Annotated in this window: 26 protein-coding genes; 19 read left to right on the top strand and 7 right to left on the bottom strand. The window is 60.6% G+C overall.

Features of this window, described 5'->3' with window-relative positions; translation table 11 throughout:
* The first annotated feature begins 95 nt into the window (after positions 1-95).
* The 5 genes from IF189_RS20455 to IF189_RS20435 all read left to right on the top strand — a co-directional run bounded on the left by IF189_RS20455 (position 96) and on the right by IF189_RS20435 (position 5,268).
* The gene (locus IF189_RS20455; protein WP_192552179.1) at positions 96-1,085 is read left to right on the top strand and encodes a 2-dehydro-3-deoxygalactonokinase; all 990 of its coding nucleotides are present in this window, start codon (positions 96-98) and stop codon (positions 1,083-1,085) included.
* 19 nt (positions 1,086-1,104) lie between these two features.
* Entirely contained in the window at positions 1,105-1,725 is a 621-nt protein-coding gene (locus tag IF189_RS20450; RefSeq protein ID WP_102620509.1) for a 2-dehydro-3-deoxy-6-phosphogalactonate aldolase, read from the top strand.
* Positions 1,726-1,771: 46 nt separating this feature from the next.
* On the top strand, positions 1,772-2,920 hold the full coding sequence (gene dgoD / locus IF189_RS20445; RefSeq protein ID WP_192552178.1) for a galactonate dehydratase: 1,149 nt from the start codon (positions 1,772-1,774) through the stop codon (positions 2,918-2,920).
* Between the two features lie 173 nt (positions 2,921-3,093).
* Positions 3,094-4,404 (top strand): MFS transporter, encoded by a 1,311-nt coding sequence (locus tag IF189_RS20440; protein ID WP_134827735.1) that lies wholly within the window; start codon positions 3,094-3,096, stop codon positions 4,402-4,404.
* A gap of 60 nt (positions 4,405-4,464) precedes the next feature.
* Positions 4,465-5,268, top strand: coding sequence for an IclR family transcriptional regulator (locus tag IF189_RS20435; RefSeq protein WP_134827734.1), 804 nt, complete (start codon positions 4,465-4,467; stop codon positions 5,266-5,268).
* Here IF189_RS20435 and IF189_RS20430 read toward each other — a convergent pair.
* Positions 5,265-6,317 (bottom strand): NAD(P)-dependent alcohol dehydrogenase, encoded by a 1,053-nt coding sequence (locus IF189_RS20430; RefSeq protein WP_192552177.1) that lies wholly within the window; start codon positions 6,315-6,317, stop codon positions 5,265-5,267. The genes IF189_RS20435 and IF189_RS20430 overlap by 4 nt on opposite strands.
* 190 nt (positions 6,318-6,507) lie before the next feature.
* On the opposite strand from IF189_RS20430, the gene IF189_RS20425 reads away from it, so the two are divergent.
* Positions 6,508-7,398 (top strand): AraC family transcriptional regulator, encoded by an 891-nt coding sequence (locus IF189_RS20425; RefSeq protein WP_074688074.1) that lies wholly within the window; start codon positions 6,508-6,510, stop codon positions 7,396-7,398.
* Between the two features lie 66 nt (positions 7,399-7,464).
* Here the strand turns inward: IF189_RS20425 and IF189_RS20420 are convergent, their stop codons facing one another.
* Positions 7,465-9,129, bottom strand: coding sequence for an electron transfer flavoprotein-ubiquinone oxidoreductase (locus IF189_RS20420; protein WP_192552176.1), 1,665 nt, complete (start codon positions 9,127-9,129; stop codon positions 7,465-7,467).
* A gap of 525 nt (positions 9,130-9,654) precedes the next feature.
* On the opposite strand from IF189_RS20420, the gene IF189_RS20415 reads away from it, so the two are divergent.
* The 10 genes from IF189_RS20415 (at position 9,655) to IF189_RS20370 (ending at position 19,101) form a co-directional block, all read left to right on the top strand.
* Entirely contained in the window at positions 9,655-10,404 is a 750-nt protein-coding gene (locus IF189_RS20415) for an electron transfer flavoprotein subunit beta/FixA family protein (RefSeq protein ID WP_007950859.1), read from the top strand.
* A gap of 2 nt (positions 10,405-10,406) precedes the next feature.
* Positions 10,407-11,336, top strand: a complete 930-nt coding sequence (locus tag IF189_RS20410) for an electron transfer flavoprotein subunit alpha/FixB family protein (protein ID WP_085710904.1) — start codon at positions 10,407-10,409, stop codon at positions 11,334-11,336.
* An 80-nt stretch (positions 11,337-11,416) separates the two neighbouring features.
* Positions 11,417-12,253 carry a substrate-binding periplasmic protein gene (locus IF189_RS20405; protein WP_192552175.1) on the top strand — a complete coding sequence of 279 codons (837 nt, stop codon included), beginning with the start codon at positions 11,417-11,419 and terminating at the stop codon, positions 12,251-12,253.
* Positions 12,254-12,262: 9 nt separating this feature from the next.
* The gene (locus IF189_RS20400; protein ID WP_192552174.1) at positions 12,263-12,619 is read left to right on the top strand and encodes a DUF4398 domain-containing protein; all 357 of its coding nucleotides are present in this window, start codon (positions 12,263-12,265) and stop codon (positions 12,617-12,619) included.
* Positions 12,616-13,428, top strand: coding sequence for an OmpA family protein (locus IF189_RS20395; RefSeq protein ID WP_134827730.1), 813 nt, complete (start codon positions 12,616-12,618; stop codon positions 13,426-13,428). Before IF189_RS20400 ends, IF189_RS20395 begins: the two co-directional genes overlap by 4 nt.
* Before the next feature lie 200 nt (positions 13,429-13,628).
* The gene (locus IF189_RS20390) at positions 13,629-15,068 is read left to right on the top strand and encodes a PLP-dependent aminotransferase family protein (protein ID WP_003226969.1); all 1,440 of its coding nucleotides are present in this window, start codon (positions 13,629-13,631) and stop codon (positions 15,066-15,068) included.
* Between the two features lie 78 nt (positions 15,069-15,146).
* Complete coding sequence (locus IF189_RS20385) at positions 15,147-15,626, top strand: translation initiation factor 2 (RefSeq protein ID WP_192552173.1); 480 nt, start codon at positions 15,147-15,149, stop codon at positions 15,624-15,626.
* Positions 15,627-15,792: 166 nt separating this feature from the next.
* Positions 15,793-16,047: a YkgJ family cysteine cluster protein gene (locus tag IF189_RS20380; protein ID WP_134827728.1), complete on the top strand. Its 255-nt coding sequence runs from the start codon at positions 15,793-15,795 to the stop codon at positions 16,045-16,047.
* A 41-nt stretch (positions 16,048-16,088) separates the two neighbouring features.
* Complete coding sequence (locus IF189_RS20375; RefSeq protein WP_085710898.1) at positions 16,089-16,694, top strand: START domain-containing protein; 606 nt, start codon at positions 16,089-16,091, stop codon at positions 16,692-16,694.
* A 313-nt stretch (positions 16,695-17,007) separates the two neighbouring features.
* On the top strand, positions 17,008-19,101 hold the full coding sequence (locus tag IF189_RS20370; RefSeq protein WP_134827727.1) for an LTA synthase family protein: 2,094 nt from the start codon (positions 17,008-17,010) through the stop codon (positions 19,099-19,101).
* Positions 19,102-19,162: 61 nt separating this feature from the next.
* On the opposite strand, the gene IF189_RS20365 is transcribed toward IF189_RS20370, so the two are convergent.
* Entirely contained in the window at positions 19,163-19,321 is a 159-nt protein-coding gene (locus IF189_RS20365) for a DUF3309 family protein (protein ID WP_169432680.1), read from the bottom strand.
* Between the two features lie 256 nt (positions 19,322-19,577).
* Between IF189_RS20365 and IF189_RS20360 the strand changes: the two genes are divergently transcribed.
* From IF189_RS20360 to csrA, 3 genes are all read left to right on the top strand, one after another.
* Positions 19,578-20,393 carry an SDR family oxidoreductase gene (locus IF189_RS20360; protein WP_134827726.1) on the top strand — a complete coding sequence of 272 codons (816 nt, stop codon included), beginning with the start codon at positions 19,578-19,580 and terminating at the stop codon, positions 20,391-20,393.
* Between the two features lie 63 nt (positions 20,394-20,456).
* Entirely contained in the window at positions 20,457-20,789 is a 333-nt protein-coding gene (locus IF189_RS20355) for a YnfA family protein (protein ID WP_085710895.1), read from the top strand.
* A gap of 137 nt (positions 20,790-20,926) precedes the next feature.
* Positions 20,927-21,112 carry a carbon storage regulator CsrA gene (gene csrA / locus IF189_RS20350; protein WP_134827725.1) on the top strand — a complete coding sequence of 62 codons (186 nt, stop codon included), beginning with the start codon at positions 20,927-20,929 and terminating at the stop codon, positions 21,110-21,112.
* A gap of 5 nt (positions 21,113-21,117) precedes the next feature.
* On the opposite strand, the gene IF189_RS20345 is transcribed toward csrA, so the two are convergent.
* The 4 genes from IF189_RS20345 to IF189_RS20330 form a co-directional block, all read right to left on the bottom strand.
* Entirely contained in the window at positions 21,118-21,345 is a 228-nt protein-coding gene (locus IF189_RS20345; protein WP_085710893.1) for a YheU family protein, read from the bottom strand.
* A 59-nt stretch (positions 21,346-21,404) separates the two neighbouring features.
* Positions 21,405-22,595, bottom strand: coding sequence for an osmoprotectant NAGGN system M42 family peptidase (locus IF189_RS20340; RefSeq protein ID WP_134827724.1), 1,191 nt, complete (start codon positions 22,593-22,595; stop codon positions 21,405-21,407).
* Between the two features lie 61 nt (positions 22,596-22,656).
* Entirely contained in the window at positions 22,657-24,402 is a 1,746-nt protein-coding gene (gene ngg, locus IF189_RS20335; RefSeq protein ID WP_192552172.1) for an N-acetylglutaminylglutamine synthetase, read from the bottom strand.
* A gap of 3 nt (positions 24,403-24,405) precedes the next feature.
* Positions 24,406-26,178 (bottom strand): N-acetylglutaminylglutamine amidotransferase, encoded by a 1,773-nt coding sequence (locus IF189_RS20330; protein WP_192552171.1) that lies wholly within the window; start codon positions 26,176-26,178, stop codon positions 24,406-24,408.
* Positions 26,179-26,365: the final 187 nt, after the last annotated feature.

Here is a 26,365-nt window from a genome sequence, read left to right as displayed (position 1 = left end):
TCATATTGTGGGACTGTTATTTATATATTGAGATTTTGTTGTGCCCGGGTTTATAGTCCAGCTCACTCACTGCCAATAACAAAACAGGTGAAGCGATGCTGGCGCAATTGATCGCGCTCGATTGGGGGACGACCTCCCTACGTGCTTACAAACTCGCGGCGGGCGGGCAGGTGCTGGCGCAGCGGTCGCTGTCGTTCGGGATCATGCAGTTGCCGAAGACACCGCGGGTCATCAACGGTCGTGAATGCGCCGAGGGTTTTGAGTTGGCGTTCGACGAGGCCTGCGGTGACTGGCTCGATACGCAGCCCGACTTGCCGGTGATTGCCTGCGGCATGGTCGGTAGCGCCCAGGGCTGGTGCGAAGCGTCCTACCGCGATACGCCGGCCAACGTCGCCGATCTCGGAAAATCCCTGCAAACCGTTCGCAGTCTTCGCGGTGTCGATGTGCATATCGTGCCGGGTGTGATTCAGCGCTCCGGACTACCGAACGTGATGCGCGGCGAAGAAACCCAGGTCCTCGGCGTCCTGCAGAATCTGCCGGTAGAGGCGGGCGACGATCTATTGATCGGCCTGCCGGGCAGTCATTCGAAATGGGTGGAAGTGGCCGACGGCTGCATCACTCGCTTCGACACCTTCATGACCGGCGAAGTGTTCGCCGTGCTCAGCGAACACAGCATTCTCGGCCGTACCCAGCAGCACAGCACGACGTTCGACGCCGAGGCATTTGATCGCGGCGTGCAGGTGGCGTTGTCGGCCGAGGGCGAGATCGGCGTGCTGTCGACGTTGTTCAGTGCCCGCAGCCTCGGCCTGACCGGTGAACTCGGCGCCACCGCGCAACCGGATTATCTGTCTGGCCTGCTGATCGGCCACGAGCTGACAGCGTTGGCCACCGTGCAGCGACGCCGGCGCAACAGCGCACATCTTCCATCGATCATCCTCATCGGCAACGCGCAGTTGTGCGCCCGTTACAGCCGTGCCCTCGACGCCTGCGGTTTCGTCCGGGTGACCCTGGCCGAACAGGCCACCGAGTGTGGGCTGTGGCAACTCGCACTCGCCGCCGGACTGATCGATTCCTCATCCCGTTAACCCTGACTGGAGGCCTGACATGCTCAAGCAAGCACTGGCGCAAAACGGTCTGATCGCGATCCTGCGCGGCCTGCATCCGCAGGAAGCCGCGGCTGTCGGAGAAGTCCTGTATGCGGCCGGATTTCGCGTCATCGAAGTACCGCTCAATTCCCCCGCGCCGTACGAAAGCATTCGCATCCTGCGTAAGACCCTGCCCGCCGATTGCCTGATCGGCGCCGGCACGGTGCTGACCCCGGAACAGGTGGATTTGGTGAAGGAGGCCGGCGGCCAGGTGATCGTCATGCCCCACAGCGACGCCAAGGTGTTGCGGGCGGCGAAAGCGGCGGGGCTGTATCTGTCGCCGGGTGTTGCCACGCCGACCGAAGCCTTCGCCGCGCTGGAGGAGGGGGCCGACATTCTCAAGTTGTTCCCGGCCGAGCAGATGGGGCCGGCGGTGGTGAAAGCGTGGCTGGCGGTGTTGCCGGTCGGGACGATCCTGGCGCCGGTCGGCGGCATTACCCCGGACAACATGCAGGCGTTCATCGACGCCGGCGTCAAAGGTTTCGGCCTCGGTTCGGGGCTGTTCAAACCGGGCATGACGACTGAACAAGTGGCGGCCAATGCCAAGGCCTACGTGGCGGCCTGGAAAGCCCTTCGCTAAGACTTTTGGCGCTGCGTGCGCTGCATCTAACAAGAGAGACAAGCAGATGAAAATCACCAAACTCACCACCTTCATCGTCCCGCCGCGCTGGTGCTTCCTCAAGGTCGAAACCGACGAGGGCGTCACCGGTTGGGGCGAGCCCGTGGTCGAGGGCCGCGCCCACACCGTCGCTGCTGCGGTCGAGGAATTGTCCGACTACCTGATCGGCAAAGACCCACGCAATATCGAAGACATCTGGACCGTGCTCTATCGCGGCGGCTTCTACCGGGGCGGCGCGATCCACATGAGCGCACTGGCCGGCATCGACCAGGCGTTGTGGGACATCAAGGGCAAGGCGCTAGGTGTGTCGGTCAGCGATCTGCTCGGTGGTCAGGTGCGGGACAAGATTCGTGTGTATTCGTGGATCGGCGGCGACCGCCCGGCAGACACCGCGCGGGCCGCGAAAGAGGCGGTGAGTCGTGGTTTCACTGCGGTGAAAATGAACGGCACCGAAGAGCTGCAATTCCTCGATACCTTCGAGAAAGTCGACCTGGCGCTGGCCAACGTCGCCGCCGTGCGTGATGCGGTGGGGCCTAACGTCGGCATCGGCGTCGACTTCCATGGCCGGGTGCACAAGCCCATGGCCAAGGTGCTGATGAAGGAACTCGACCCGTACAAACTGATGTTCATCGAAGAGCCGGTGCTCAGCGAAAACTACGAAGCGCTGAAAGAACTGGCACCGCTGACCAGCACCCCGATTGCCCTCGGCGAGCGGCTGTTTTCGCGGTGGGATTTTAAACGGGTGTTGAGCGAAGGTTACGTCGACATCATCCAGCCGGATGCCTCCCACGCGGGCGGCATCACTGAGACCCGCAAGATCGCCAACATGGCTGAAGCCTATGACGTGGCGCTGGCGCTGCACTGCCCGCTGGGGCCGATTGCACTGGCAGCGTGTCTGCAACTGGACGCCGCTTGTTACAACGCGTTTATCCAGGAGCAGAGCCTGGGCATCCATTACAACGAGAGCAACGACCTGCTCGATTATGTGAAGGACCCGCGGGTGTTCGACTACGACAAAGGCTTTGTGAAGATCCCCAACGGCCCGGGGCTGGGGATCGAAATCAACGAGGAATACGTCATCGAACGTGCGACGGTCGGCCACCGTTGGCGCAACCCGATCTGGCGCCATGCCGATGGCAGTTTTGCCGAGTGGTGAGTCTTTCCTGACACACCACTGAACCTTGTGGGAGCTGGCTTGCCAGCGATAGCGGTATATCTGACACATCAATGTTGGATGTGCCGCCGTCATCGCTGGCAAGCCAGCTCCCACTGGGTGAGCAGTACAAGTTTCACAACCGACCTCAATAAACATAAGAAGAGGCGCTCCCCATGCAACCGCAAACCCTCACCGGGCAAGCGACGTTAGTCACGCCCAGCCGCAAGCGATTCTTCATCATGGTGTTGCTGTTCATCACCGTGGTCATCAACTACCTCGACCGCAGCAACCTGTCGATTGCCGCCCCGGCACTCACCACCGAACTGGGCATCGATCCGGTGCATGTCGGGCTGATCTTTTCCGCGTTCGGCTGGACCTACGCCGCCATGCAGATCCCCGGCGGCTGGCTGGTTGACCGGGTGCCACCGCGCATCCTCTATAGCGTCGCGCTGCTGTTGTGGTCGCTGGCCACGGTGATGCTCGGATTCGCCGCCAGTTTCATCGCGCTGTTTGTGCTGCGCATGGCGGTCGGTGCGCTGGAAGCGCCGGCATATCCGATCAACAGCCGCGTGGTGACAACCTGGTTCCCCGAGCGCGAGCGGGCCACGGCCATCGGTTTCTACACCTCCGGGCAGTTTGTCGGGCTGGCGTTCCTGACGCCGGTGCTGGCGTGGCTGCAACATGAATTTGGCTGGCACATGGTGTTTGTCGTGACCGGTGCGGTGGGCATCTTGTGGGCGGCGATCTGGTACGCGGTGTATCGCGAGCCGCGTGATTTCAAAGGCGCCAACGAAGGCGAAATCGACTTGATCCGCGAGGGCGGCGGGTTGGTGGACATCGCCGCTGAAACCGCCAAGGTGAAGGCGAAATTCAGCTGGACCGATCTCGGCATCGTCCTCAGCAAGCGCAAGTTGTGGGGGATTTACCTCGGCCAGTTCTGCCTGAACTCGACGCTGTGGTTTTTCCTGACGTGGTTCCCGACCTATCTGGTGAAGTATCGCGGCATGGACTTCATCAAGTCCGGCCTGCTGGCGTCGCTGCCGTTTCTCGCCGCGTTTATCGGCGTGCTGTGTTCCGGGTTCTTTTCCGACTTCCTGATCCGTCGTGGCTGCAGCGTCGGGTTTGCGCGCAAGTTGCCGATCATTGGCGGGTTGCTGATTTCCACCGCGATCATCGGCGCCAATTTCGTCGAGTCGACGCCGCTGGTGATTGCCTTCCTGGCCCTGGCGTTTTTCGGCAACGGGCTGGCGTCGATAACCTGGTCGCTGGTGTCGACGCTGGCGCCGGCGCGGTTGCTTGGACTGACGGGCGGGGTATTCAACTTCATCGGCAACCTGTCGGCGATTGCCACGCCGATCGTCATCGGCTTCCTGGCCAGCGGTGATTCGTTCGCTCCGGCGATCACTTACATCGCGGTTCTGGCATTGATCGGTGCTTTGTCCTACGTGCTGCTGGTGGGCAAGGTCGAGCGCATCGAGTTGTAGTCGTCCCTGTCGGGCGACCATAATGCCGCCCGTTCCCTCGCTCAACGCTAAAGGCTGGATATGCAGGAAGACGCCCCGAAAACCGCCAAGGACACCGCGCCGACCGGCACCCAGACCCTGCTTCGCGGGTTGGGTGTGGTGCAGGCCGTTGCCAGTGGCGCCCGCGATCTCAAAGAGATTGCCCGCCTGATCGGCACCACCCGCAGCACCACCCATCGTCTGGCCAGTTGTCTGGTGGACGAGCGTTATCTGCGCGTCGTGCCGCAAGTCGGTTATCTGCTGGGGCCGAAACTGATCGAACTGGGTTTCCAGGCGCGTGAAGAATTGCCGCTGGTGAACCTCGCCGGGCCTTATCTGGACGAGTTGTCGGCGCTGACCGGTGACACCGTTCACCTGGGCATCCGTGAAGGTGACGAGGTGTTGTACTTGTTAAAGAATCCGGGACGCAACGGCCCGGAAATGCGCTCGCGGGTCGGCCATCGCATGCCGTTGGCGCGCACCGGGATCGGCAAGGCCTTGATGCTGGATGACGCGCCGCAGGACTGGCAGCGTCTGTACGACATCAGTCTGCCGGCGGGTGGGAAAAGTCAGTTCTGGCCGCAACATCCCCAGCAGTCGTGGGAGCAACTGGAGCAGCGGATGATCGAATACGTGGCCGGTGGCTACGCGTTCGATCTGGAAGACAACGAACCGTCGATCCGCTGCGTGGCGGCGCCGATCCGCGACGCGAGCAAGCGCATCGTCGCGGCGATCAGCATCGCCAGCACCGTGCCGTACATGCCGCTGGAGAAAATGGCCGAGCTGATTCCCCTGATCAAAGGGGTCACGGCCCGGCTCTCGGCAGAACTTGGCTTGAAGATTTAGAGCTTCAGGGTCGCCATGTCGATCACGAAACGGTACTTCACATCACCGGCAATCATGCGGGCGTAGGCCTCGTTGATCTGGCGGATGTCGAGCATCTCGATGTCGCAGCTGATGTTGTGCTCGGCGCAGAAATCCAGCACTTCCTGGGTTTCGGCGACGCCACCGATCAACGAACCGGCCAGTACACGACGACCCAGTACCAGCTTCGCGGCGTGAACCGGCGGATCGATCGGTTCGATCAGGCCCACCAGAATGTGCACGCCGTCGAAGCGCAGGGTGTCGAGGTACGGGTTGAGATCGTGCTGCACCGGAATGGTGTCGAGCAGGAAGTCGAAATAACCGGCTGCGGCTTTCATCTGCTCTTCGTCGGTGGAGACGATCACATGATCGGCGCCCTGGCGACGACCTTCCGCGGCCTTGCTCGCCGAACGGGTGAACAGGGTCACTTCGGCGCCCATGGCCTTGGCGAACTTGATGCCCATGTGGCCGAGGCCGCCCATGCCGAGAATCCCGACTTTGTCGCCGGCCTTCACGCCGTAGTGCTTGAGCGGCGAGTAGGTGGTGATGCCGGCGCAGAGAATCGGCGCAGCAGCCGCCAGATCCAGCTTCTCGGGGATGCGCACCACGAAGTGTTCGCTGACCACGATGCTGTCCGAATAACCGCCCATGGTGTTGCTGCCGTCGACCCGGTCGGGTGTGGCATAGGTCATGGTCGGGCCTTCGAGGCAGTATTGCTCGAGGTTCGACTGGCAGGCTTCGCAGGTGCGGCAGGAGTCGACCATGCAGCCGACACCGACCAGATCACCGACCTTGTGTTTGGTGACGTTCGCACCGACAGCGGTGACTTTTCCGACGATCTCGTGGCCGGGCATCAACGGGTAAACGGCGATGCCCCATTCGTTACGCGCCTGATGGATGTCGGAGTGGCAGACGCCGCAGTACAGGATGTCGATGGCGACGTCGTCGGCCCGAGGGCTGCGGCGTTCGAATTTCATCGGGGCGAGGGGCGTGGTGGCCGTTTGAGCGGCATAGCCGATGGCGGTGTACATGTGAAACCTCGCAAAAGCAGTGACAAGTGAGGCGGCGCATTCTGGGCGCCGTCCGGTTGTCCGGCCATGGCGATTCCTCCGGGTGTCATGCCTAATCCTCCGGCATGCGGGGTTGATCGGTCGCATTGGCAAAAGGATCTGCGATGATGCTTTTATCCCTTTTTCCGTGATTTTTCTGAAGAGCCACCCGATGCAATTGACCCGTCACCTTGATGCCAACGCCACCCTGGTTTCGCTGATCGAACCGCTGGCGCTGCGCGATGGTTACAGCCAGACCGGGCTGCCGGGCGTGCAGGTGCTGCGCGCCAGTTGCGACGTCGCCCGTGGCCCGCACATTTATGAACCGAGCCTGATGATCATCGCCCAGGGCAGCAAACTGGCCTACCTGGGGCCGCGCACCATGGAATACGGCGCCGGACATTACCTGATCCAGGCGTTGCCGGTGCCGTTCGAGTGCGAGACCTATGCGTTGCCGGACGCGCCGTTGCTGGGTGTCTCGGTGGCGATCGACCGGGTGTTGCTCGGTGAACTGGTGCTGGCCATGGGGCTGGCGCCGGGGCGGCATATTCCGGCGCAGACCCCGGAGTCGATGACCTCGGTGGTGCTCGACGATGACATGCGCGGTTGTGTCGAGCGCTTGCTGCGCTGTCTGCACGATCCGCTGGAATGCCAGATTCTCGGGCCGGCGCGGGTGCGGGAGTTGTTGTTCGTCGCGTTGCGCGGGCCTCAGGCCGATGTGCTGCGGGCACTGGTCGAGCAGCAAGGGCAGTTCGCCCGGGTGGCGGCGTCGATCAGCCATCTGCATGCGCATTACACCGAGCCGTTGAATGTCGAGACGCTGGCCGGTTGCGCGAACATGAGCGTTTCGACTTTTCACGAACACTTCAAACGCAGCACGTTGCTGTCGCCGGTGCAGTATCTGAAGCGTTTACGTTTGTTGAAGGCGCAGACGTTGTTGATCGCCGAGGGATTGGGGGTTGCGCAGGTGGCGCATCGGGTGGGGTATCAGAGCACGTCGCAGTTCAGTCGCGAATACAAACGCTATTTCGAGCGCAGCCCGGGGGATGAGCGGGCGGCTTGATCCTGTACAAATCGCGGGCAACAAAAAGGCCCCCATGCTGGGAGCCTTGATGTTCAGCGGTTCGACTTACATATTCGGGTAGGTCGGGCCGCCGGCGCCTTCCGGCGTCACCCAGGTGATGTTCTGCGAAGGGTCCTTGATGTCACAGGTCTTGCAGTGCACGCAGTTCTGGGCGTTGATCTGGAAGCGCTTCTCGCCGTCTTCCTTGGTGATCACTTCATACACGCCGGCCGGGCAGTAGCGCTGCGCCGGTTCGTCGTACATCGGCAGGTTGCGGCTCAACGGGATGGTCGGGTCGGTCAGCTTCAGGTGGCACGGCTGTTCTTCTTCATGGTTGGTACCGGAGATGAACACCGAACTCAGCTTGTCGAAGCTGATCTTGCCGTCGGGTTTCGGGTAATCGATCTTCTTGCAGTCGGCCGCGAGTTTGAGGCAGGCGTAGTCCGGCTTGGTGTCGTGCAGGGTGAACGGCAGTTTGCCGCCGAAGATGTTCTGGTCCAGCCAGTTGAAACCGCCGCCGACGATGGCGCCGAACTTGTGGATCGCCGGGCCGAAGTTGCGGCTGGCGAACAGTTCTTCGTAGAGCCAGCTCTTCTTGAAGGCGTCGACGTAGGTGGTCAGTTCTTCGCTGCCATCCTTTTCAGCGAACAGCGCGTCGGCCACGGATTCCGCGGCGAGCATGCCGGACTTCATCGCGGTGTGGCTGCCTTTGATCTTGGCGAAGTTCAGGGTGCCGAGGTCGCAACCGATCAACGCGCCGCCCTTGAACACCATCTTCGGCAGCGAGTTCAGGCCGCCCTTGCAGATCGCACGTGCGCCGTAGCTGATGCGCTTGCCGCCTTCCAGGTATTGCTTGAGCACCGGGTGATGCTTGAGGCGCTGGAATTCGTCGAATGGCGACAGGTAGGTATTGCTGTAGGAGAGATCGACGATCAGGCCGACGACCACCTGATTGTTTTCCAGGTGATAGAGGAACGAGCCGCCGGTGTTCTCGGTGCCCATGATGTCCATCGGCCAACCGGCGGTGTGTACCACCAGGCCTGGCTGGTGTTTGGCCGGGTCGATTTCCCAGATTTCTTTCAGGCCGATGCCGTAGTGCTGGGCGTCGGCATCGCTGTCGAGGTTGTAGCGCTTGATCAGTTGCTTGCCGATGTGGCCACGGCAACCTTCGGCGAACAGCGTGTATTTGCCACGCAGTTCCATGCCCGGGGTGTACAGGCCTTCTTTCGGATGGCCTTCGCGGTCGACGCCGAGGTCGCCGGTGATGATCCCGCGTACCACGCCGTTTTCATCGATCAGCGCTTCCTGAGCGGCGAAGCCCGGGTAGATTTCCACGCCCAGGTTCTCGGCCTGCTGAGCGAGCCAGCGGCACAGGTTGCCGAGGGAGATAATGTAGTTGCCTTCGTTGTGCATGGTTTTGGGCACAAAGAAGTCAGGAATTTTCTGCGCGCTTTCGGCGTTTTTCAGCACGAAGATGTCATCGCGGGTGACGGGGGTGTTCAGCGGGGCGCCGAGCTCTTTCCAGTCCGGGAACAGTTCGTTCAGGGCCCGTGGTTCGAATACGGCACCGGACAGGATGTGCGCGCCGACTTCGGAGCCTTTTTCGACCACGCAGACGCTGATTTCCTTACCGGCTTCGGCGGCCTTCTGCTTCAGACGGCAGGCGGCGGACAGGCCAGCGGGGCCGGCACCGACGATGACCACGTCGAATTCCATGTATTCGCGTTCCACAGGCTATCTCCTACTCAAGGCTCAACAGTTTTTTTTCTAATTTGGAGGTTCGGTGTCGTATCCGTTATTGCCTTTACGTTAACGTCAAGGCTAATAATGGGCAAACCACCTTTCTCTCTAGGCGGCGCATTATATCTACACCACTCTTAGCGTCCAATACAAACGTTTGTTTGAATCGGCTCCAGCCCAGAGAAATCAAAGAAGCGCGGCTTATGACAGGGCATTTTGGCGTATTGACCAGAATGGGCGTTCCGGTCAAGATACGGGCGGTTTTGCGCTCGCCGTAGGCTGAATGGTGGTTTCAAGAGCACCTCTAAAGACAGGGCGTAGGCGGTAACCGGTGATGCGCAGCGCAGGTTCGGCGCGCAGTTTACACACCGCGAAGCGGCATGACTCGTCGGTCACGACTGACGAACGGTCATCCGACTCAGCCGGCGTTTTTGGAGGTGCCCTTGTGCCCGATGAGCATCAACCGCCAGGTTCGCCTAGGCGACTTTCTTTTCACCGGAGAGTAACGAGGAATCCATGAAGGTTCTTGTAGCTGTCAAACGCGTTGTGGATTACAACGTCAAGGTTCGCGTCAAGGCGGACAATTCCGGCGTAGACCTCGCCAACGTCAAGATGTCGATGAACCCGTTCTGCGAAATCGCAGTGGAAGAAGCCGTACGCCTGAAAGAAAAAGGTGTTGCGACTGAAATCGTCGTCGTCTCCATCGGCCCGTCCACCGCTCAGGAACAGCTGCGTACCGCACTGGCTCTGGGTGCCGACCGCGCCATCCTCGTCGAATCCGCTGAAGACCTGACTTCCCTGGCCGTGGCCAAGCTGCTCAAGGCCGTGGTCGACAAGGAACAGCCTCAGCTGGTGATCCTGGGCAAACAGGCCATCGACAGCGACAACAACCAGACCGGCCAGATGCTCGCTGCACTGAGCGGCTACGGTCAGGGCACTTTCGCCTCGAAAGTCGAAGTCTCCGGCGACAGCGTTGCCGTGACCCGCGAAATCGACGGAGGCGCGCAGACCGTTTCCCTGAAGCTGCCAGCGATCGTCACCACCGACCTGCGTTTGAACGAGCCGCGCTACGCGTCCCTGCCAAACATCATGAAAGCCAAGAAGAAGCCTCTCGAGACGCTGACTCCGGACGCTTTGGGCGTTTCCACCGCCTCCACCAACAAGACCCTGAAAGTCGAAGCGCCAGCTGCACGCAGCGCAGGCATCAAGGTCAAGTCGGTGGCTGAACTGGTCGAGAAACTGAAAAACGAAGCGAAGGTAATCTAATCATGACTATCTTGGTAATCGCCGAACACGACAACAAGGTGCTGGCCCCGGCTACCCTGAACACCGTTGCTGCCGCTGCCAAAATCGGTGGCGACATCCACGTTCTGGTCGCAGGCCAGGGTGCTGGCGCCGTGGCTGAAGCCGCTGCGAAAATCGCTGGTGTGAGCAAAGTCCTGAACGCCGACAATGCTGCCTACGCGCATCAGTTGCCGGAAAACGTTGCTCCACTGGTTGCCGAACTGGGCAAGGGCTACAGCCACATCCTGGCTGCCGCCACTTCCAACGGCAAAAACATCCTGCCGCGCGTTGCCGCGCAGCTGGACGTTGACCAGATCTCCGAGATTATCTCGGTCGAAAGCGCTGACACTTTCAAGCGCCCGATCTACGCCGGTAACGCCATCGCTACCGTGCAATCGACCGCTGCAATCAAAGTGATCACCGTGCGTGCCACCGGTTTCGACCCGGTTGCCGCTGAAGGTGGTTCGGCTGCCGTTGAAGCAGTTGCCGCTGCTCACAACGCCGGCACTTCCAGCTTCGTCAGCGAAGAGCTTGCGAAATCTGATCGTCCTGAGCTGACCGCTGCCAAGATCGTCGTTTCCGGCGGCCGCGGCATGCAGAACGGTGACAACTTCAAACACCTGTACGCTCTGGCCGACAAGCTGGGCGCTGCGGTGGGTGCTTCCCGCGCCGCAGTCGACGCAGGTTTCGTACCGAACGACATGCAGGTCGGTCAGACCGGCAAGATCGTTGCCCCTCAGCTGTACATCGCCGTCGGTATCTCCGGCGCGATCCAGCACCTGGCCGGCATGAAAGACTCCAAAGTGATCGTTGCGATCAACAAGGACGAAGAAGCGCCGATCTTCCAGGTGGCCGATTACGGCCTGGTGGCGGATCTGTTCGAAGCCGTACCTGAGCTGGAGAAGCTGGTCTAATCCGGCGGCTTCACTTATAAAGAGCCCGGCCTGTTGGTCGGGCTTTTTTTTGTCTCGGATTTGAGTGGGAGCGTTTCGCCATGGATCTGCATCGCCGGTTGGGCTTCTCGTTATTGCTGTGTTCCAGCCTGTTGCCGGGGTTGTCCATGGCGGCGGGCAAATGCGAGCGACTGGTCGTCACCGGCAGCCCGGATGCACCGCCGTATCTCTGGCAGGATCCGCAGAATCCCAAACAGTTGATCGGTGCCAGTGCCGACCTGTTGCAGCAAGTGGCGAAGGATTTGGGTATCAAGGTCGAACTGCTGTATGCCGGCAAGCGCGCGCAGGCCCTCGACGAAGTGCGCAGCGGACGCATGGACATGCTGGCCGACGCGCCGCTGGCCTTCAACGAGCTGGAAAACCTCGACTACATTCATCCGCCGCTGCTGGAAAACGACTATCTGGTGTGGACCCGCAAGGGCTCGACGCTGGTCTACAGCGAAGCCAAGGATCTTCAGGGCCATCAAGGAGGATTGTCGGAAAAGTCTCGAATGACCCAGGCATTCAGTACTTTCGCCGAGAAGCAATTGACCCTGACCCGTACGGCAAACCTCACTCAGGCCCTGCAGAAACTTCTGCTGGGCGAGGTGGAATATGTACTCGCCGGCCGCTACTCGGGGATGGCGGCCGCGCAGGCACTGGGTATGGCCAATGATCTGCTGGCTTTCGAGCAACCGATTGACCGGCCCGGTCTGTTCATTGCGCTTTCCCACAACTCGGCCTGTAACGATCCGTGGTTGCGCGGACAGCTGGCCAAAAAGATGACAGAATTGCCCGCGTCCGGCCTGACGGAAGCCGCGCTGCAACGCAACATCGAGCGCTGGAAGGCGCAGCAGCAACAGCCGCCGCAACAACCTGTCAGCGCCCCAAAACAGTAGGGATTCTTAGTGAGTAATCGAGTTCTTTTCACGGCCCTGGCCGTTCTGACCCTGGCCGGTTGCGCCAGCGATCCGGCACCCAATGAACAAATGCGCCTGACCGAACAGGCGCTCGAGCAGGCCAAGGCCGTCGGTGCCACCGCCGACGAAGTGCCGGAAATGAAACTGGCAGAAGACAAGTTCAACCGGGCCAAGGGCAGCATGGCCGGCGAATCCTTCAAGAACGCGCGGATGCGTGCCGAACAAGCCGAGCTGGATGCACGTCTGGCCGAAGCCAAAGTGCTGACCCAGAAGAGCGAAGAGCAGCTGAACGTGCTCAATACCCGCATCGTCCGCCTGCGCAAGCAACTGGGGGATGCCCAATGAACCTGACTTCAAAAGCTTTCGGCACTCTGATCCTCGTGGGTTGCGCCAGCCTTTACGGTTGCGCCGGTCAACACAGTGAAACCGCCTTGCAGGAAGCCAGCGCTGACTTCCAGAAGGTCAAGGAAGATTCCAATGTGCTGCGTATCGCGCCGAAAGACGTGATCCGTGCCGGTGAATCCCTGGCCCGTGCCGATCGCCTGTCCACTTATTGGGGCAGTGGCTCGGACGTGGCGCATTACTCCTATTTGAGCCAGCGCTACAGCCAGATCGCCCGCGAGCACACCAACCTGGTGCTCAACGAAGAGCGTGCGGCGAAGCTGGAGCTTGAGCGTCAACGCCTGCAACTGGCACTGCGCGAATCCAAACTGTTGAGCGTGCAGCAGCAGGGCAAATGGCTGGAGGAACAGATTGTCGCACTGGCCACCACCCAGACTGACCGTGGCCTGGTGATGACTCTCGGTGACGTGCTGTTCGACACCGGCGAAGCCGAGTTGAAGAATTCGGCGAATCGCGTGGTCCTGAAGATCGTGCAGTTCCTGCAGCTCAATCCGAAGCGCGTGGTGCGCATCGAGGGCTATACCGACAGCACTGGCGGCAAGCAGGAAAACCTCAAGCTGTCCCGCGATCGTGCGCAGTCGGTAGCTGATGTGTTGACCGACCTGGGCATCGACGAAAAACGCATTCAGGTCGAAGGCTACGGTGACGAATACCCGGTGGACGCCAACGCTTCCGAGCGTGGGCGAGCGCAGAACCGTCGGGTGGAAATCGTGTTCTCCGACGAAAAAGGCCAGCTTGGCGCCGCCCGCTGAGGGTGGCGTTACTGGAAAGCCCGGCCTGTCATGCAGCGCCGGGCTTTTTTACGTCTGTCGATTACCTCACAAAGCAGTACAGATTTATCCGACACTGGACTGTATGGTTGACTAATATGGCAACTGTCCCAGTACACTTCAGAACTGTTCCGGTATTGTTCACACAAAAATAAAACGCCCGTGATATCGAGTGCTGCGTCATGACCAATCTCTTGCTCTACCAACGTATTGCTCAACAACTGGCCGAAGACATCCGCCGTGGCGTCTATCAACCGGGCGAGCGCGTGCCTTCGGTGCGCAAGATGAGTTCGCAGCTCAACGTCAGCCATGCCACGGTGTTGCAGGCTTACGCCAACCTCGAGGATCAGGGGCTGATCCGCGCACGGCCGCAATCCGGTTACTACGTACACCAGACGCCGGCCCTGACCGCTCCGACCCCGGACATTGCCCGGGTCGAACGACCTGGCCTGGTCACCCGCGCCAGCATCATTCAGCAAGTATTGGTCGAGTCGCGCCGCGAAGGCGTGTTCCCGCTGGGCGCGGCGGTGCCAAGCGTCGACTATTTGCCGGTGCGCGCGCTGCATCAGCAATTGGCCAAGGTCACCCGATTCCATAGTCCCCGCGCTTTCAGCTACATGTTCAGTCCGGGCTTCGAACCGTTGCGCCGACAAGTGGCGATCCGCATGCGCGACGCCGGTGTGGTGGTCGATCCTTCGGAAGTGGTGATCACCCATGGTTGTGTCGATGCCTTGCAGATGTCGCTGCGGGTGCTGACCCGTCCGGGCGATCTGATCGCCGCCGAATCACCGACCTATTACGGACTGCTGCAACTGGCCGACCTGCTGGGTCTGAAAGTCATCGAAATCCCCAGCGACCCGGCCACCGGCATGAGCCTCGAAGCCCTGCAACTGGCGGCCAACCAGTGGTCGATCAAAGCCCTGGTGCTGACGACCCGGCTGAGCAATCCGCTGGGCGGCACCATGCCCGAAGAGCGGCAAAAACAATTGCTGCGTCTGGCATCGGATTTCGATATCCAGATCGTCGAAGACGATATCTATGGCGAACTGATGTTCGAGCAGGGTCGCACCAAGGCCCTCAAGGCCTACGACCGGCTGGATCGGGTGATTTACTGTTCGAGTTTCTCCAAGACCCTGTCGCCGGGTGTGCGCGTGGGCTGGATGATTGCCGGCAAGTATCAGCAGGAAATCCAGCGTCTGCAGACCTTCACCACGCATTCGGCTTGCAGTGTGACGCAAATGGCGATCGCCGCTTATCTGGAAAATGGCGGTTATGACCGGCATTTACGGTACATCCGCCAGGAATACCGAAAAAACCTCAGCGCGTTCCAGCTGGCGGTGCAGCAGTACTTCCCTGAAGGCACGCAAATGACCCGGCCTACGGGCGGTTTCATCCTGTGGGTGAGCCTGCCGGGGCGGGTCAATACCCAGGAATTGCATGTCCGCGCTTTGCAACAGGGCATCAGTATCGCGCCCGGGTTGATCTTCAGTAATACCGAGCAGTTCAACCACTGTATCCGCCTGAATTGCGGGACGCCGTGGAATCGCGAGGCGGAACGGGCGTTGATGACTTTGGGTTTGCTGGCGACTCAACTGTGTCAGGAAACGGCCGGCGGTTTCTGAACAGACTGTGTCGCGCGCTTGTCATGCGGCGTTCAACAGGCGAGCATATGGCCCTCTGCCGTTAGCGTTGTAGGTTCCATGAAAGCGATTCTTCCTGCTGCCTGGGTTTTGCTTGGTCTATTGATGATCGGTCACGCGCCAGCTGTCATGGCCGCTGCCGTTTCGGAAAAACCGACAGCAGCCTCCACCGTGAAAAAACCGGTGGCCAGCAAGAAAGCCGCACCTGCAAAGGACAAGCAGCAGAAGAAAGCCGCCCCGGCAAAGAAACGTGCGCCGATCGCTTCAAAGTCGAAATCCGCCCGTGAAGTGGCGAAGACGCCGCTACCCCCGGCCAAACTCGACTTGAGTCTGCCCAGAGACATGGTTCAGCAGTTGAAACCGGTTGGAAGCGTTCCGCTGCCCAAGCGCGAAGCGATCCTGCCGCAGATGTTCGGCGAGAAGGACAGTGGCTTCCAGCTCAACGGTCGCCTGCTGAGCAACGAAATGCAGTTGCAGCTGCGTAACGAAGAACGCCGTGAAGTCGAAGGCGCGGCGCTGGATTTCGAATTCAAGCAGTAAATTCAATCGATCCGTGACCCGCAGACCAGACGCTTTGTCGGAGACTGGTCAGTCACTTTCGTTTCTGCGTAAAAACCCCGGTCCAGGGAATTTAAAACAGCCGTTTTAGCGGTTACCCTGTTCCGCGTCCCTTTAACACATTGCCCGTCGCGAGGAACTCGTCGTCATGAAATGCCGTGAAGGCTGTGGCGCCTGTTGCATTGCCCCCTCCATCAGCTCGCCGATTCCGGGCATGCCCGATGGCAAACCTGCCGGCGAACGTTGCGTTCAGCTCTCGGTCGAAAACCTGTGCAGCATTTTCGGCCGACCGGAACGCCCGGCCGTCTGTTCAGGGTTCAGCGCCGATATCGAAGTCTGCGGAAGCAGTCAGGAAGAGGCGATCAGACTGCTCGGCTGGTGGGAGCAGATGACGGCGGCGTGATGTGTCAAACGTACGGAACTTCAACAATAAGGAATAAGACTATGGGTTCGCTGCATCGTATCGCTGTGTTGTGTGGTTTGACTGCCGTGCTGGCCACTTCGGCCGCCCAGGCTGAAGACTGGAAAGTGGCCAAGAACGAAGACGGCATCAAGGTTTCCCTGAGCGAAGTGCCGGGTTCGGACTACAAGTCGTATCAGGGCGTGACCTTGATGAAGACGACCGTCGCCAAACTGCGCGCACTGCAGGAAGACGTTTCCGGTGCCTGTGCCTGGATTCACGAGTGCAAGACCCAGAAACTGCTCAAGCACGAAGGCGACCAGAGCTGGACCTACACCCAGTTCAACACGCCATGGCCGGTAACCCCGCGCGACTCGATCCTGCACGTCACCACCGTTGAAGGCGCCGATGGCAGCCTGACCCGCAATCTGGAAGGCGTGCCGAAATACCTGCCGGAAGAAAAAGGCTTCGTGCGTGTCGCTCAGGTCAAAGGCTTCTGGAAATTCGTGCCAAAAGGCGATCAGGTCGAAGTGACCTATCAGGTCCACACCGAGCCGGGTGGCAGCGTGCCGTCGATGATTGCCAACAAGTTCGTGGTCGACGCACCGTTCAATACCCTGAAAGCCCTGAAAGAACGCGCCGAGAAGTAAGTATCGCGAGCTCTGCAAACGCCCCGATGAACTCGGGGCGTTTTGTTTTGTAGCGATATTGTGTTTCCGGATATGCGTTGCACGAAATTTTCACAAACGCTTCAAGACAATTCGCCCGCGCAATTTGAATCTGTCCGGGTATGCCGTGCCTTTAATGAAAGAGTCCGGCAGCGGGGCAGTAATCAATGGCAATGCCGCCGGTGATCGTGCAACATTTGCGCACCGCGCAAGCCCCGGGGCCTGGAATGGCCAACAGAGGGCAGGGCGCAGCTGTATTTTTGCAACTTCAACTTCCAATGGGTCCTAAAACGACATGGCAAACCCGGACGCCCTGAATCAGCAGCGATCTTCCAGTCGCCTGCTGCAACCGACCGTCAAATCGCATCTGGCCTACACGCTCCTGTGCGCGCTGGTCATGATGGTGATGTTTTCCGTGCTGCGCCTCGCGCTGCTGGTCTACAACCGCGAGATGATCCTCGACACCCCGGCCTCGACTTTCCTCGAAGCTTTCGCCAACGGCCTGCGTTTCGACCTGCGCCTGGTGGTCTACCTCTGCGTTCCGATGGTCCTGGCGCTGTTCAGTGCCCGGGCCATGGCCGCGCGTGGGTTCTTCCGCCTGTGGCTGACCGTGACCTCCAGTATCGCGCTGTTCCTCGGCCTGATGGAGATGGACTTCTACCGCGAGTTCCACCAGCGCCTCAACGGCCTGGTGTTCCAGTACGTGAAGGAAGACCCGAAAACCGTGATGAGCATGCTCTGGTACGGTTTCCCGGTGGTGCGCTACCTGCTGGCCTGGGCCGTGGGCACGGTGATCCTGACGCTGGCGTTCAAGGGCGCCGACCGTCTGACCCGCCCGCGTGGCCCGTTCAGCGGCGGCAACGTCGGCACCCGTCAGGTGGCGCCATGGTATGCGCGTCTGGCCGTGTTCATGGTGTGCCTGCTGATCTGTGTGGTCGCCGTGCGCGGTACCCTGCGTCAGGGCCCGCCGCTGCGTTGGGGTGACGTGTACACCACCGAATCGAACTTCGCCAACCAGCTCGGCCTCAATGGCACCCTGTCGCTGATCGCGGCAGCCAAGGACCGCATGGGCGAAGACCGCAACAACATCTGGAAAGCCACGCTGCCGCAGGATCAGGCGCAGAAGGTCGTGCGCGACATGCTGGTGATGCCGGACGACAAACTGGTGGATGCCGACATCGCCGCCGTGCGTCGTGACTACACGCCGCCAGCCGACAAGACCCTGCCGATCAAGAACGTCGTCGTGATCCTGATGGAAAGCATGGCCGGTCACTCGGTGGGCGCCCTGGGCGCGCCGGGCAACATCACGCCGTACCTCGACAAACTGTCGAAGGAAGGCCTGCTGTTCGACCGCTTCTTCTCCAACGGTACCCACACCCACCAGGGCATGTTCGCCACCATGGCGTGCTTCCCGAACCTGCCGGGTTTCGAATACCTGATGCAGACCCCGGAAGGCAGCCACAAACTGTCCGGCCTGCCGCAACTGCTCAGCGCCCGCAAGTATGACGACGTCTACGTCTACAACGGTGACTTCGCCTGGGACAACCAGTCCGGTTTCTTCAGCAACCAGGGCATGACCAACTTCGTTGGCCGCAATGACTTCGTCAACCCGGTGTTCTCCGACCCGACCTGGGGCGTGTCCGACCAGGACATGTTCGACCGCGGTCTGGTGGAACTGAAGGCACGGGAAAACGGCAAGCCGTTCTACGCGCTGCTGCAAACCCTGTCCAACCACACGCCGTACGCCTTGCCGACGCCATTGCCGGTCGAACGCGTGACCGACCGTGGCACGCTCAACGAGCACTTGACCGCCATGCGTTATGCAGACTGGGCACTGGGCCAGTTCTTCGAGAAGGCCCGCAAGGAGCCTTACTTCAAGGAAACCCTGTTTGTCATCGTCGGCGACCATGGCTTTGGCAACGAGCGTCAGATTACCGAAATGGACCTGGGCCGCTTCAACGTGCCGATGCTGATGATCGCACCGGGCATCCAGGAAAAATTCGGTACTCGTGACCACACCGTGGGTACGCAGATCGACATCGTGCCGACCATCATGGGTCGCCTGGGTGGCGAAGTGCGTCATCAGTGCTGGGGTCGTGACCTGCTCAACCTGCCGGCAGGCGACACCGGTTTCGGTGTGATCAAGCCGTCGGGCAGCGAGCAGACCACTGCCATCGTGACCGCTGACCAGATCCTGGTGCTGCCGAAAGAGAAGGAAATGGCGCCGAAGATCTACCAGTACCAACTGGGCGCGAATCCTTCGGCTGAAATCATTCCGGATGCACCACGCACCGCCGAGTTGAAACTCAAGCTCGAAGCGTTCTTGCAGACGGCTACCAAGAGCCTGCTCGACAACACCGCCGGTGTGATTAACGGCAAGCCGGACTGATCATTCCGCGCAATAAAAAAGAGGCCCTTTTCAGGGCCTCTTTTTTTTGTCGGTCAAAACGTCATATGCGGCCGAGCAACAGCAGCACCAACAGTACAACCAGCACTACGCCGATAATGCCCGAAGGACCGTAACCCCAACTTCTGGAGTGCGGGAAGACCGGCAGACCACCGATCAGCAACAGGATCAGGATAATGATAAGAATTGTGCCCATGTCGATTTCCTTGTTGATAGTGTCTGAGGAGTCTCGTTGTTCAAGGGCGGCTGGAAGTTGAACTAAATCCAGACGGCTTACAAATTCCGACTGGCGTGCGTGAAAGAAAATTCAATGTTTTTTTAACGTATTTGGTTCACGGTCTTATTTCGTTCGATGCCACGGTTTGCTCTTGCCATTCAGCAATCTGATGGAGCGTGGGTCGCTTCGGATCCTTCGCTACACTCCGCGCATCTTCCCCGGAACAACAAGGCTGTCTGTTATGCAAAATCGCATGATGATCACTGGCGCGGGCTCCGGCCTGGGTCGCGAAATCGCGCTGCGCTGGGCGCGTGAAGGCTGGCAACTGGCCTTGTCGGACGTCAGCGAGCCGGGCCTGCAGGAAACCCTCAAACTGGTTCGCGAGGCCGGTGGCGATGGTTTCATCCAGCGCTGCGACGTGCGCGATTACAGCCAGCTCACCGCGTTCGCCCAGGCCTGCGAAGTGAAGTTCGGTGGCATCGACATCATCGTCAACAACGCGGGTGTGGCCTCGGGCGGATTCTTCAGCGAACTGTCGCTGGAAGACTGGGACTGGCAGATCGCGATCAACCTGATGGGTGTGGTCAAGGGCTGCAAGGCCTTCCTGCCGCTGCTGGAACAGAGCAAGGGCAAGATCATCAACATCGCTTCGATGGCGGCACTGATGCAAGGTCCGGCGATGAGCAACTACAACGTGGCCAAGGCCGGTGTGGTGGCGTTGTCCGAGAGCCTGTTGATCGAACTGGCCCAACAGGAAGTCGGTGTCCATGTGGTTTGCCCGTCGTTCTTCCAGACCAATCTGCTGGACTCGTTCCGTGGCCCGACGCCGGCCATGAAAGCCCAGGTCGGCAAATTGCTGGAAAGTTCGCCGATCACTGCCGCCGATATCGCCGACTACATCTACAAGCAGGTCGCTGCCGGCGAGTTCATGATCCTGCCCCACGAACAGGGCCGCATGGCCTGGGCGATCAAGCAGAAGAACCCGCAGTTGCTGTACAACGAAATGACCGCGATGGCCGAAAAGATGCGCGCCAAGGCCAGGCAGAACAACGGCTGAACTTGCACCGCCAGAGCCCCGTCGTTAGGGTGACCGCCACAGTCACCCTGACGAGTCATCTGCATGCTCAACTACTTGTGGTTTTTCCTTGCCGCGCTCTTTGAAATCGCCGGTTGTTTCGCTTTCTGGATGTGGTTGCGCCAGGGCAAAAGTGCCTTGTGGGTGATCCCGGCGCTGCTCAGCCTGACCCTGTTTGCGCTGCTGTTGACGCGTGTTGAAGCGACCTACGCCGGTCGCGCCTACGCCGCTTACGGTGGCATCTACATCATTGCCTCGATTGGCTGGCTGGCCGTGGTCGAGCGCATCCGGCCGCTGGGGTCGGACTGGATCGGTGTCGCCTTGTGCGTGATCGGTGCCAGCGTGATTCTGTTCGGGCCACGGTTTTCGGCGACCTGAAACACAGAGTTGAAGGAAGCGTCTGAAGGCTAAAGCGCCTGGGCGTGTAGGGTTTGACTGATTTGCCCGCAGCGCATTGTAGGGCGCTCGAAAGCCGCGCATCTTCAAGGCTCGAAAACCTTGAAGGACACCCCCCCATGCTTGTACTCAGCCGTGTTGTCGGTGAACTGATTTCCATCGGCGACAACATCACTTTGCGCGTTCTGGCGGTCAACGGTTCCAGCGTGCGGTTCGGCGTCGAGGCGCCAAAGCAGGTCAACGTGCACCGCGCCGAAGTCTACGAGCGGATCCAGCACAAGCAGGCCAACAGCAAGGGCCGCTGACCGTTTCAGTCGAACAGGTGCTTGGGCACGTCGTGCTTGAGCATCAACTGGCATTGCTCGCTTTCCGGATCGAAGACGATCAGCGCCTGCCCCTTGATCAGGGCCTGACGAACCCGCAACACGCGGGTTTCCAGCGGGGTGTCGTCACCGTTGTCGGTGCCGTCGCGGGTGACGAAATCCTCGATCAGGCGGGTCAGGGTGTCGACTTCGAGCGCGTCGTAGGGAATCAGCATGGGCACCTCGGCTAAATCAATGTCGGGATGCTACGGCGAATGATCGCCGAGGGCCAGACTCAACTGTCCGCGCGTTGCCCCACCAGACTGTCCACCGACGGCACCCGGGTGTCGCTTTCCATTTGTGTCTCGTGTTCGATCTGGTGACTGAAGCGATCCAGTGACGCGTTGGCCGGTTGCGCATCACTGGCGAACACCGGCGGACTCAGGATGTACGCTCCCAACAGACGACTGAGCGCAGCCAGACTGTCGATGTGCGTGCGTTCATAGCCGTGGGTCGCATCGCAGCCGAAGGCGAGCAGGGCGGTGCGGATGTCGTGGCCGGCGGTGACCGCCGAATGGGCGTCGCTGAAGTAATAGCGGAACAGGTCGCGCCGCACCGGCAACTCGTTTTCGCCCGCCAACCGCAGCAGATGCCGCGACAAATGATAGTCGTAAGGCCCGCCGGAATCCTGCATCGCCACGCTCACCGCGTGTTCGCTGGAATGCTGGCCGGGCGCGACCGGCGCGATGTCGATCCCGACAAACTCGCTGACATCCCAGGGCAAGGCCGCCGCCGCGCCGCTGCCGGTTTCCTCGGTGATGGTGAACAGCGGATGGCAGTCGATCATCAACTCCTGACCGCTGTCGACGATGGCTTTCAACGCTGCGAGCAGCGCCGCGACACCGGCCTTGTCATCGAGGTGACGGGCGCTGATGTGGCCGCTTTCGGTGAATTCCGGCAGCGGATCGAACGCCACCACATCACCCACGCAGATACCCAGCGAGTCGCAATCGGCGCGGGTCGCGCAGTAGGCGTCCAGACGCAGTTCGACGTGATCCCAACTGATCGGCATCTCGTCCACGGCGGTGTTGAAGGCGTGCCCGGACGCCATCAGCGGCAACACGCTGCCACGGATCACGCCGTTGTCGGTGAACAGGCTGACGCGGCTGCCCTCGGCGAAACGGCTCGACCAGCAACCGACCGGCGCCAGAGTCAGGCGCCCGTTGTCCTTCACTGCGCGCACGGCGGCGCCGATGGTGTCCAAGTGCGCCGACACCGCGCGGTCGGGGCTGTTTTTCTTGCCCTTGAGCGTGGCGCGGATGGTGCCGCGACGGGTCATCTCGAAAGGAATACCAAGTTCTTCCAGACGCTCGGCAACGTAACGCACGATGGTGTCGGTGAAACCGGTGGGGCTGGGAATGGCGAGCATTTCCAGCAGGACTTTTTGCAGGTAGTTCAGATCCGGTTCGGGAATTTGGGTGGTCATGGAAACTCCTGTTGCGGGGCGTCATTCCCGCGTTCGACGCGGGAATGACGCAGAAGAGAGATCAAACGGCCGGCTGACTGTGTGGAAACAATAGATCCACAAATCGCTCGGCCGTCGGCTGCGGCTCATGGTTGGCCAGGCCCGCCCGTTCGTTGGCTTCGATGAACACGTATTCAGGCTGATCGGCGGCGGGCACCATCAGGTCGAGCCCGACCATCGGAATGTCCAGTGCTCGCGCCGCCCGCACGGCGGCATCGACCAGGGTCGGATGCAGAATGGCCGTCACGTCTTCCAGAGTGCCGCCGGTGTGCAGGTTAGCCGTGCGCCGCACGAACAGATGCTCGCCGGCCGGCAGGATGCTGCTGTAGTCATAACCTGCCGCGTGCAGGGTGCGCTGGGTTTCGTGATCCAGCGGGATTTTGCTTTCGCCGCCGGTGGCCGCTTGCCGGCGTCGGCTCTGGGCTTCGATCAGCGCGCCGATGGAGTGATGACCGTCACCGACCACCTCGGCCGGTCGGCGGATCGCGGCTGCGACTACGTCGAAACCGATTACCAGAATCCTCAGGTCGAGGCCTTCGTGGAAGCTTTCGAGCAGCACGCGGCTGTCGAACTGTTTCGCCGAATCGATTGCTTGCTGCACCTCTTCGATGCTTTGCAGATCCACCGCTACACCCTGGCCTTGTTCACCGTCGAGCGGTTTGACCACCACCCGCTGGTGCTCGTCGAGAAACGCCAGATTGTCGTCCGCATTCGCTGCCAGTTGCTGTGACGGCACATTCAACCCGGCGTTTTTCAGCACTTTATGGGTCAGGCTTTTGTCCTGACACAGATTCATGCTGATGGCGCTCGTCAGGTCGCTCAGGGATTCGCGGCAACGCACCCGACGCCCGCCGTGGCTGAGGGTGAACAGCCCGGCATCGGCATCGTCCACTTGCACATCGATGCCACGTCGATGGGCTTCCTCGACGATGATCCGCGCGTAGGGATTGAAATCTACCTCTGGTCCGGGACCGAGAAACAGCGGCTGGTTGATGCCGTTCTTGCGCTTGATGGCGAAGGTAGAAAGGTTACGAAAACCGAGTTTGGCGTAGAGGTTTTTCGCCTGGCGGTTATCGTGCAGCACCGACAGATCCAGGTAGCTCAAACCGCGGCTCATGAAGTGTTCGATCAGATGCCGCACCAGCACTTCGCCGACCCCGGGACGCGAACACTGCGGATCGACCGCCAGGCACCACAGGCTGCTGCCGTTTTCCGGGTCATTGTAAGCCTTCTGATGATTGAGGCCCATGACGCTGCCGATCACCGCGCCGCTGTCTTCGTCCTCGGCCAGCCAGTACACCGGCCCGCCCTGATGATGCGGGGTGAGCAGGGTGGCATCGATCGGCAGCATGCCGCGTGCCTGATACAGCTGATTGATCGACTGCCAGTCCTCTTCGCTTTGCGCGCGACGGATGCGGAAGCCGCGAAACACCCGAGTGGCCTGACGGTAATCGCTGAACCACAGGCGCAAGGTGTCGGACGGGTCGAGAAACAGTTGAGTCGGTTCCAGACCGAGAATCTGCTGCGGCGCGGCCACGTACAACGCGATATCGCGCTCGCCCGGCTGCTCGTTGAGCAATTCCTGGGCGAGGCTCGCCGGGTCGGGAAAGGTATGGCCGATCAGCAACCGGCCCCAGCCGCAATGCACGGCAATCGGCTCGGCACTCGGTTGGTTGCCATCCTCGGCCAGACGCGCCTGCAAACGTTCGTAGGACGGTGTCTGACCGCGCAGCAGCCGTTGGCTGTAAGCCGTGGCGTGAGGTTTCATCGATCAGATTCCTTGTTCGCTGAGCCATAGGTTCAGAGCCGCCAGTTGCCACAGCTTGGAGCCGCGCAGCGGGGTCAACTGGCCTTGTGGATCTGTCAGCAATTTGTCGAGCATGGCGGGATTGAACAGGCCGCGATCCTGACTCGGATCCAGCAGCAGTTCGCGCACCCAGTTCAGGGTGTCGCCTTGCAGATGCTTGAGGCCGGGCACCGGGAAGTAACCTTTCTTACGGTCGATCACCTCGCTCGGAATGACCAGCCGTGCGGCTTCTTTCAAGACCTGCTTGCCGCCATCGGGCAGTTTGAATTTGCCGGGAACACGGGCCGACAATTCCACCAGGCGATAGTCGAGAAACGGCGTGCGCGCCTCCAGCCCCCAGGCCATGGTCATGTTGTCGACGCGTTTGACCGGGTCGTCCACCAGCATCACCGTGCTGTCCAGGCGCAACGCCTTGTCGACCGCCGCATCGGCGCCGGGCTGTGCGAAATGCTCCTTCACGAAGTCGCCGGCAGCGTCATTGGCCGTCAGCCATTTCGGCTGCACCGTGGCGGCATAGTCGTTGTAGCTGCGGTCGAAAAACGCTTCGCGATAGGCCGCGTAGGGATCGGCCGCGCCATCGACTTGCGGATACCAGTGATAACCGGCGAACAGTTCATCGGCACCCTGGCCGCTCTGCACCACCTTGCAATGTTTGGCCACTTCGCGGGACAGCAGATAGAAAGCGATGCAGTCGTGGCTGACCATCGGCTCGCTCATGGCGCGGAACGCGGCAGGCAGTTGCTCGATGATCTCTTTTTCGTCGATGCGCAGTTGATGGTGTTGGGTGCCGTAGTGTTTGGCGATCAGGTCGGAGTACTGGAACTCGTCTCCGCGCTCGCCGCCGGCATCCTGAAAACCGATGGAAAAGGTCGACAGGTTCTCCACGCCGACTTCGCGCAACAGGCCGACGAGCATGCTCGAATCGACGCCGCCGGACAGCAGCACGCCGACGTCCACTGCCGCCCGTTGACGGATCGCCACGGCTTCGCGGGTGCTGTCGAGTACGCGGTCGCGCCAGTCTTCCAGTGTCAGGTTTTTCTCGTCGTCATGTGGTCCGTAGGGTAGGGCCCACCAGGTTTTCTGCTCGGTGGTGCCGTCCGCTTCAATGCGCATCCAGCTCGCTGGCGGCAGCTTTTCGATGCCGGCCAACAAGGTGCGCGGCGCCGGCACCACGGCGTGGAAATTCAGGTAATGGTTGAGCGCCACCGGATCGAGGATCGGGTTGATGTCACCACCCTTGAGCAACGCCGGCAACGCCGAGGCAAAACGCAGGCGCTGGCCGGTGCGCGACAGGTACAGCGGCTTTACACCGAGGCGGTCGCGGGCAATGAACAGGCGCTGGGCATCGCGCTCCCAGATGGCGAAGGCAAACATGCCGTTGAGTTTCGGCAGCAGCGCTTCGCCCCAGGCGTGATAGCCCTTGAGCAGCACTTCGGTGTCGCCGCCGGAATAGAACGCATAACCCAGCGCTTCGAGTTCGGCGCGCAGTTCCGGGAAGTTGTAGATCGCGCCATTGAAGGCCAGGGACAGGCCCAGTTGACTGTCGATCATCGGCTGCGCCGAGCCGTCCGACAGGTCCATGATTTTCAGGCGCCGATGGCCCAGGGCAATCGGCCCCTGAGCATGAAAGCCCCACGCATCCGGGCCGCGAGGCGCCAGGTGATGGGTGATTCGCTCGATGGCTGCAAGGTCTGCAGGTTGTTGATCAAAACGTAACTCGCCAGCTAATCCGCACATAAAGTCCTTACCGGTTTTTCCGTTGGGGAGGGTGTCGCTGAACCGCGCCGAAATGGCCGGTACCCAGAAACTGACCCGGTGTGGATGTGGTAGTTTTAGAACGATCGGTTATAAGCGTGACGGTCTGACCGATGGGCCATTAGCATCCTGCAGGAAGTCAGAGGTAGTAGATAAGTACTCAAAACAT

This window comes from Pseudomonas sp. IzPS59 (assembly GCF_014863505.1).
Classification (GTDB): Bacteria; Pseudomonadota; Gammaproteobacteria; order Pseudomonadales; family Pseudomonadaceae; genus Aquipseudomonas; species Aquipseudomonas kribbensis.
Note: the sequence above shows the minus strand (reverse complement) of the source record. Positions and strands in the feature narration are given on the sequence as shown.

What these genes read in the sequence shown, in the direction of transcription:
- csrA (WP_134827725.1), top strand. Translation starts at nt 20,927, where the DNA reads ATGCTTGTACTCAGCCGTGTTGTCGGTGAACTGATTTCCATCGGCGAC.
- ngg (WP_192552172.1), bottom strand. Translation starts at nt 24,402, where the DNA reads ATGAAACCTCACGCCACGGCTTACAGCCAACGGCTGCTGCGCGGTCAG.
- IF189_RS20415 (WP_007950859.1), top strand. Translation starts at nt 9,655, where the DNA reads ATGAAGGTTCTTGTAGCTGTCAAACGCGTTGTGGATTACAACGTCAAG.
- IF189_RS20340 (WP_134827724.1), bottom strand. Translation starts at nt 22,595, where the DNA reads ATGACCACCCAAATTCCCGAACCGGATCTGAACTACCTGCAAAAAGTC.
- IF189_RS20380 (WP_134827728.1), top strand. Translation starts at nt 15,793, where the DNA reads ATGAAATGCCGTGAAGGCTGTGGCGCCTGTTGCATTGCCCCCTCCATC.
- IF189_RS20360 (WP_134827726.1), top strand. Translation starts at nt 19,578, where the DNA reads ATGCAAAATCGCATGATGATCACTGGCGCGGGCTCCGGCCTGGGTCGC.
- IF189_RS20390 (WP_003226969.1), top strand. Translation starts at nt 13,629, where the DNA reads ATGACCAATCTCTTGCTCTACCAACGTATTGCTCAACAACTGGCCGAA.
- IF189_RS20440 (WP_134827735.1), top strand. Translation starts at nt 3,094, where the DNA reads ATGCAACCGCAAACCCTCACCGGGCAAGCGACGTTAGTCACGCCCAGC.
- IF189_RS20370 (WP_134827727.1), top strand. Translation starts at nt 17,008, where the DNA reads ATGGCAAACCCGGACGCCCTGAATCAGCAGCGATCTTCCAGTCGCCTG.
- IF189_RS20375 (WP_085710898.1), top strand. Translation starts at nt 16,089, where the DNA reads ATGGGTTCGCTGCATCGTATCGCTGTGTTGTGTGGTTTGACTGCCGTG.
- IF189_RS20385 (WP_192552173.1), top strand. Translation starts at nt 15,147, where the DNA reads ATGAAAGCGATTCTTCCTGCTGCCTGGGTTTTGCTTGGTCTATTGATG.
- IF189_RS20435 (WP_134827734.1), top strand. Translation starts at nt 4,465, where the DNA reads ATGCAGGAAGACGCCCCGAAAACCGCCAAGGACACCGCGCCGACCGGC.
- IF189_RS20450 (WP_102620509.1), top strand. Translation starts at nt 1,105, where the DNA reads ATGCTCAAGCAAGCACTGGCGCAAAACGGTCTGATCGCGATCCTGCGC.
- IF189_RS20405 (WP_192552175.1), top strand. Translation starts at nt 11,417, where the DNA reads ATGGATCTGCATCGCCGGTTGGGCTTCTCGTTATTGCTGTGTTCCAGC.
- IF189_RS20430 (WP_192552177.1), bottom strand. Translation starts at nt 6,317, where the DNA reads ATGTACACCGCCATCGGCTATGCCGCTCAAACGGCCACCACGCCCCTC.
- IF189_RS20410 (WP_085710904.1), top strand. Translation starts at nt 10,407, where the DNA reads ATGACTATCTTGGTAATCGCCGAACACGACAACAAGGTGCTGGCCCCG.
- IF189_RS20355 (WP_085710895.1), top strand. Translation starts at nt 20,457, where the DNA reads ATGCTCAACTACTTGTGGTTTTTCCTTGCCGCGCTCTTTGAAATCGCC.
- IF189_RS20425 (WP_074688074.1), top strand. Translation starts at nt 6,508, where the DNA reads ATGCAATTGACCCGTCACCTTGATGCCAACGCCACCCTGGTTTCGCTG.
- IF189_RS20330 (WP_192552171.1), bottom strand. Translation starts at nt 26,178, where the DNA reads ATGTGCGGATTAGCTGGCGAGTTACGTTTTGATCAACAACCTGCAGAC.
- IF189_RS20455 (WP_192552179.1), top strand. Translation starts at nt 96, where the DNA reads ATGCTGGCGCAATTGATCGCGCTCGATTGGGGGACGACCTCCCTACGT.
- dgoD (WP_192552178.1), top strand. Translation starts at nt 1,772, where the DNA reads ATGAAAATCACCAAACTCACCACCTTCATCGTCCCGCCGCGCTGGTGC.
- IF189_RS20395 (WP_134827730.1), top strand. Translation starts at nt 12,616, where the DNA reads ATGAACCTGACTTCAAAAGCTTTCGGCACTCTGATCCTCGTGGGTTGC.
- IF189_RS20345 (WP_085710893.1), bottom strand. Translation starts at nt 21,345, where the DNA reads ATGCTGATTCCCTACGACGCGCTCGAAGTCGACACCCTGACCCGCCTG.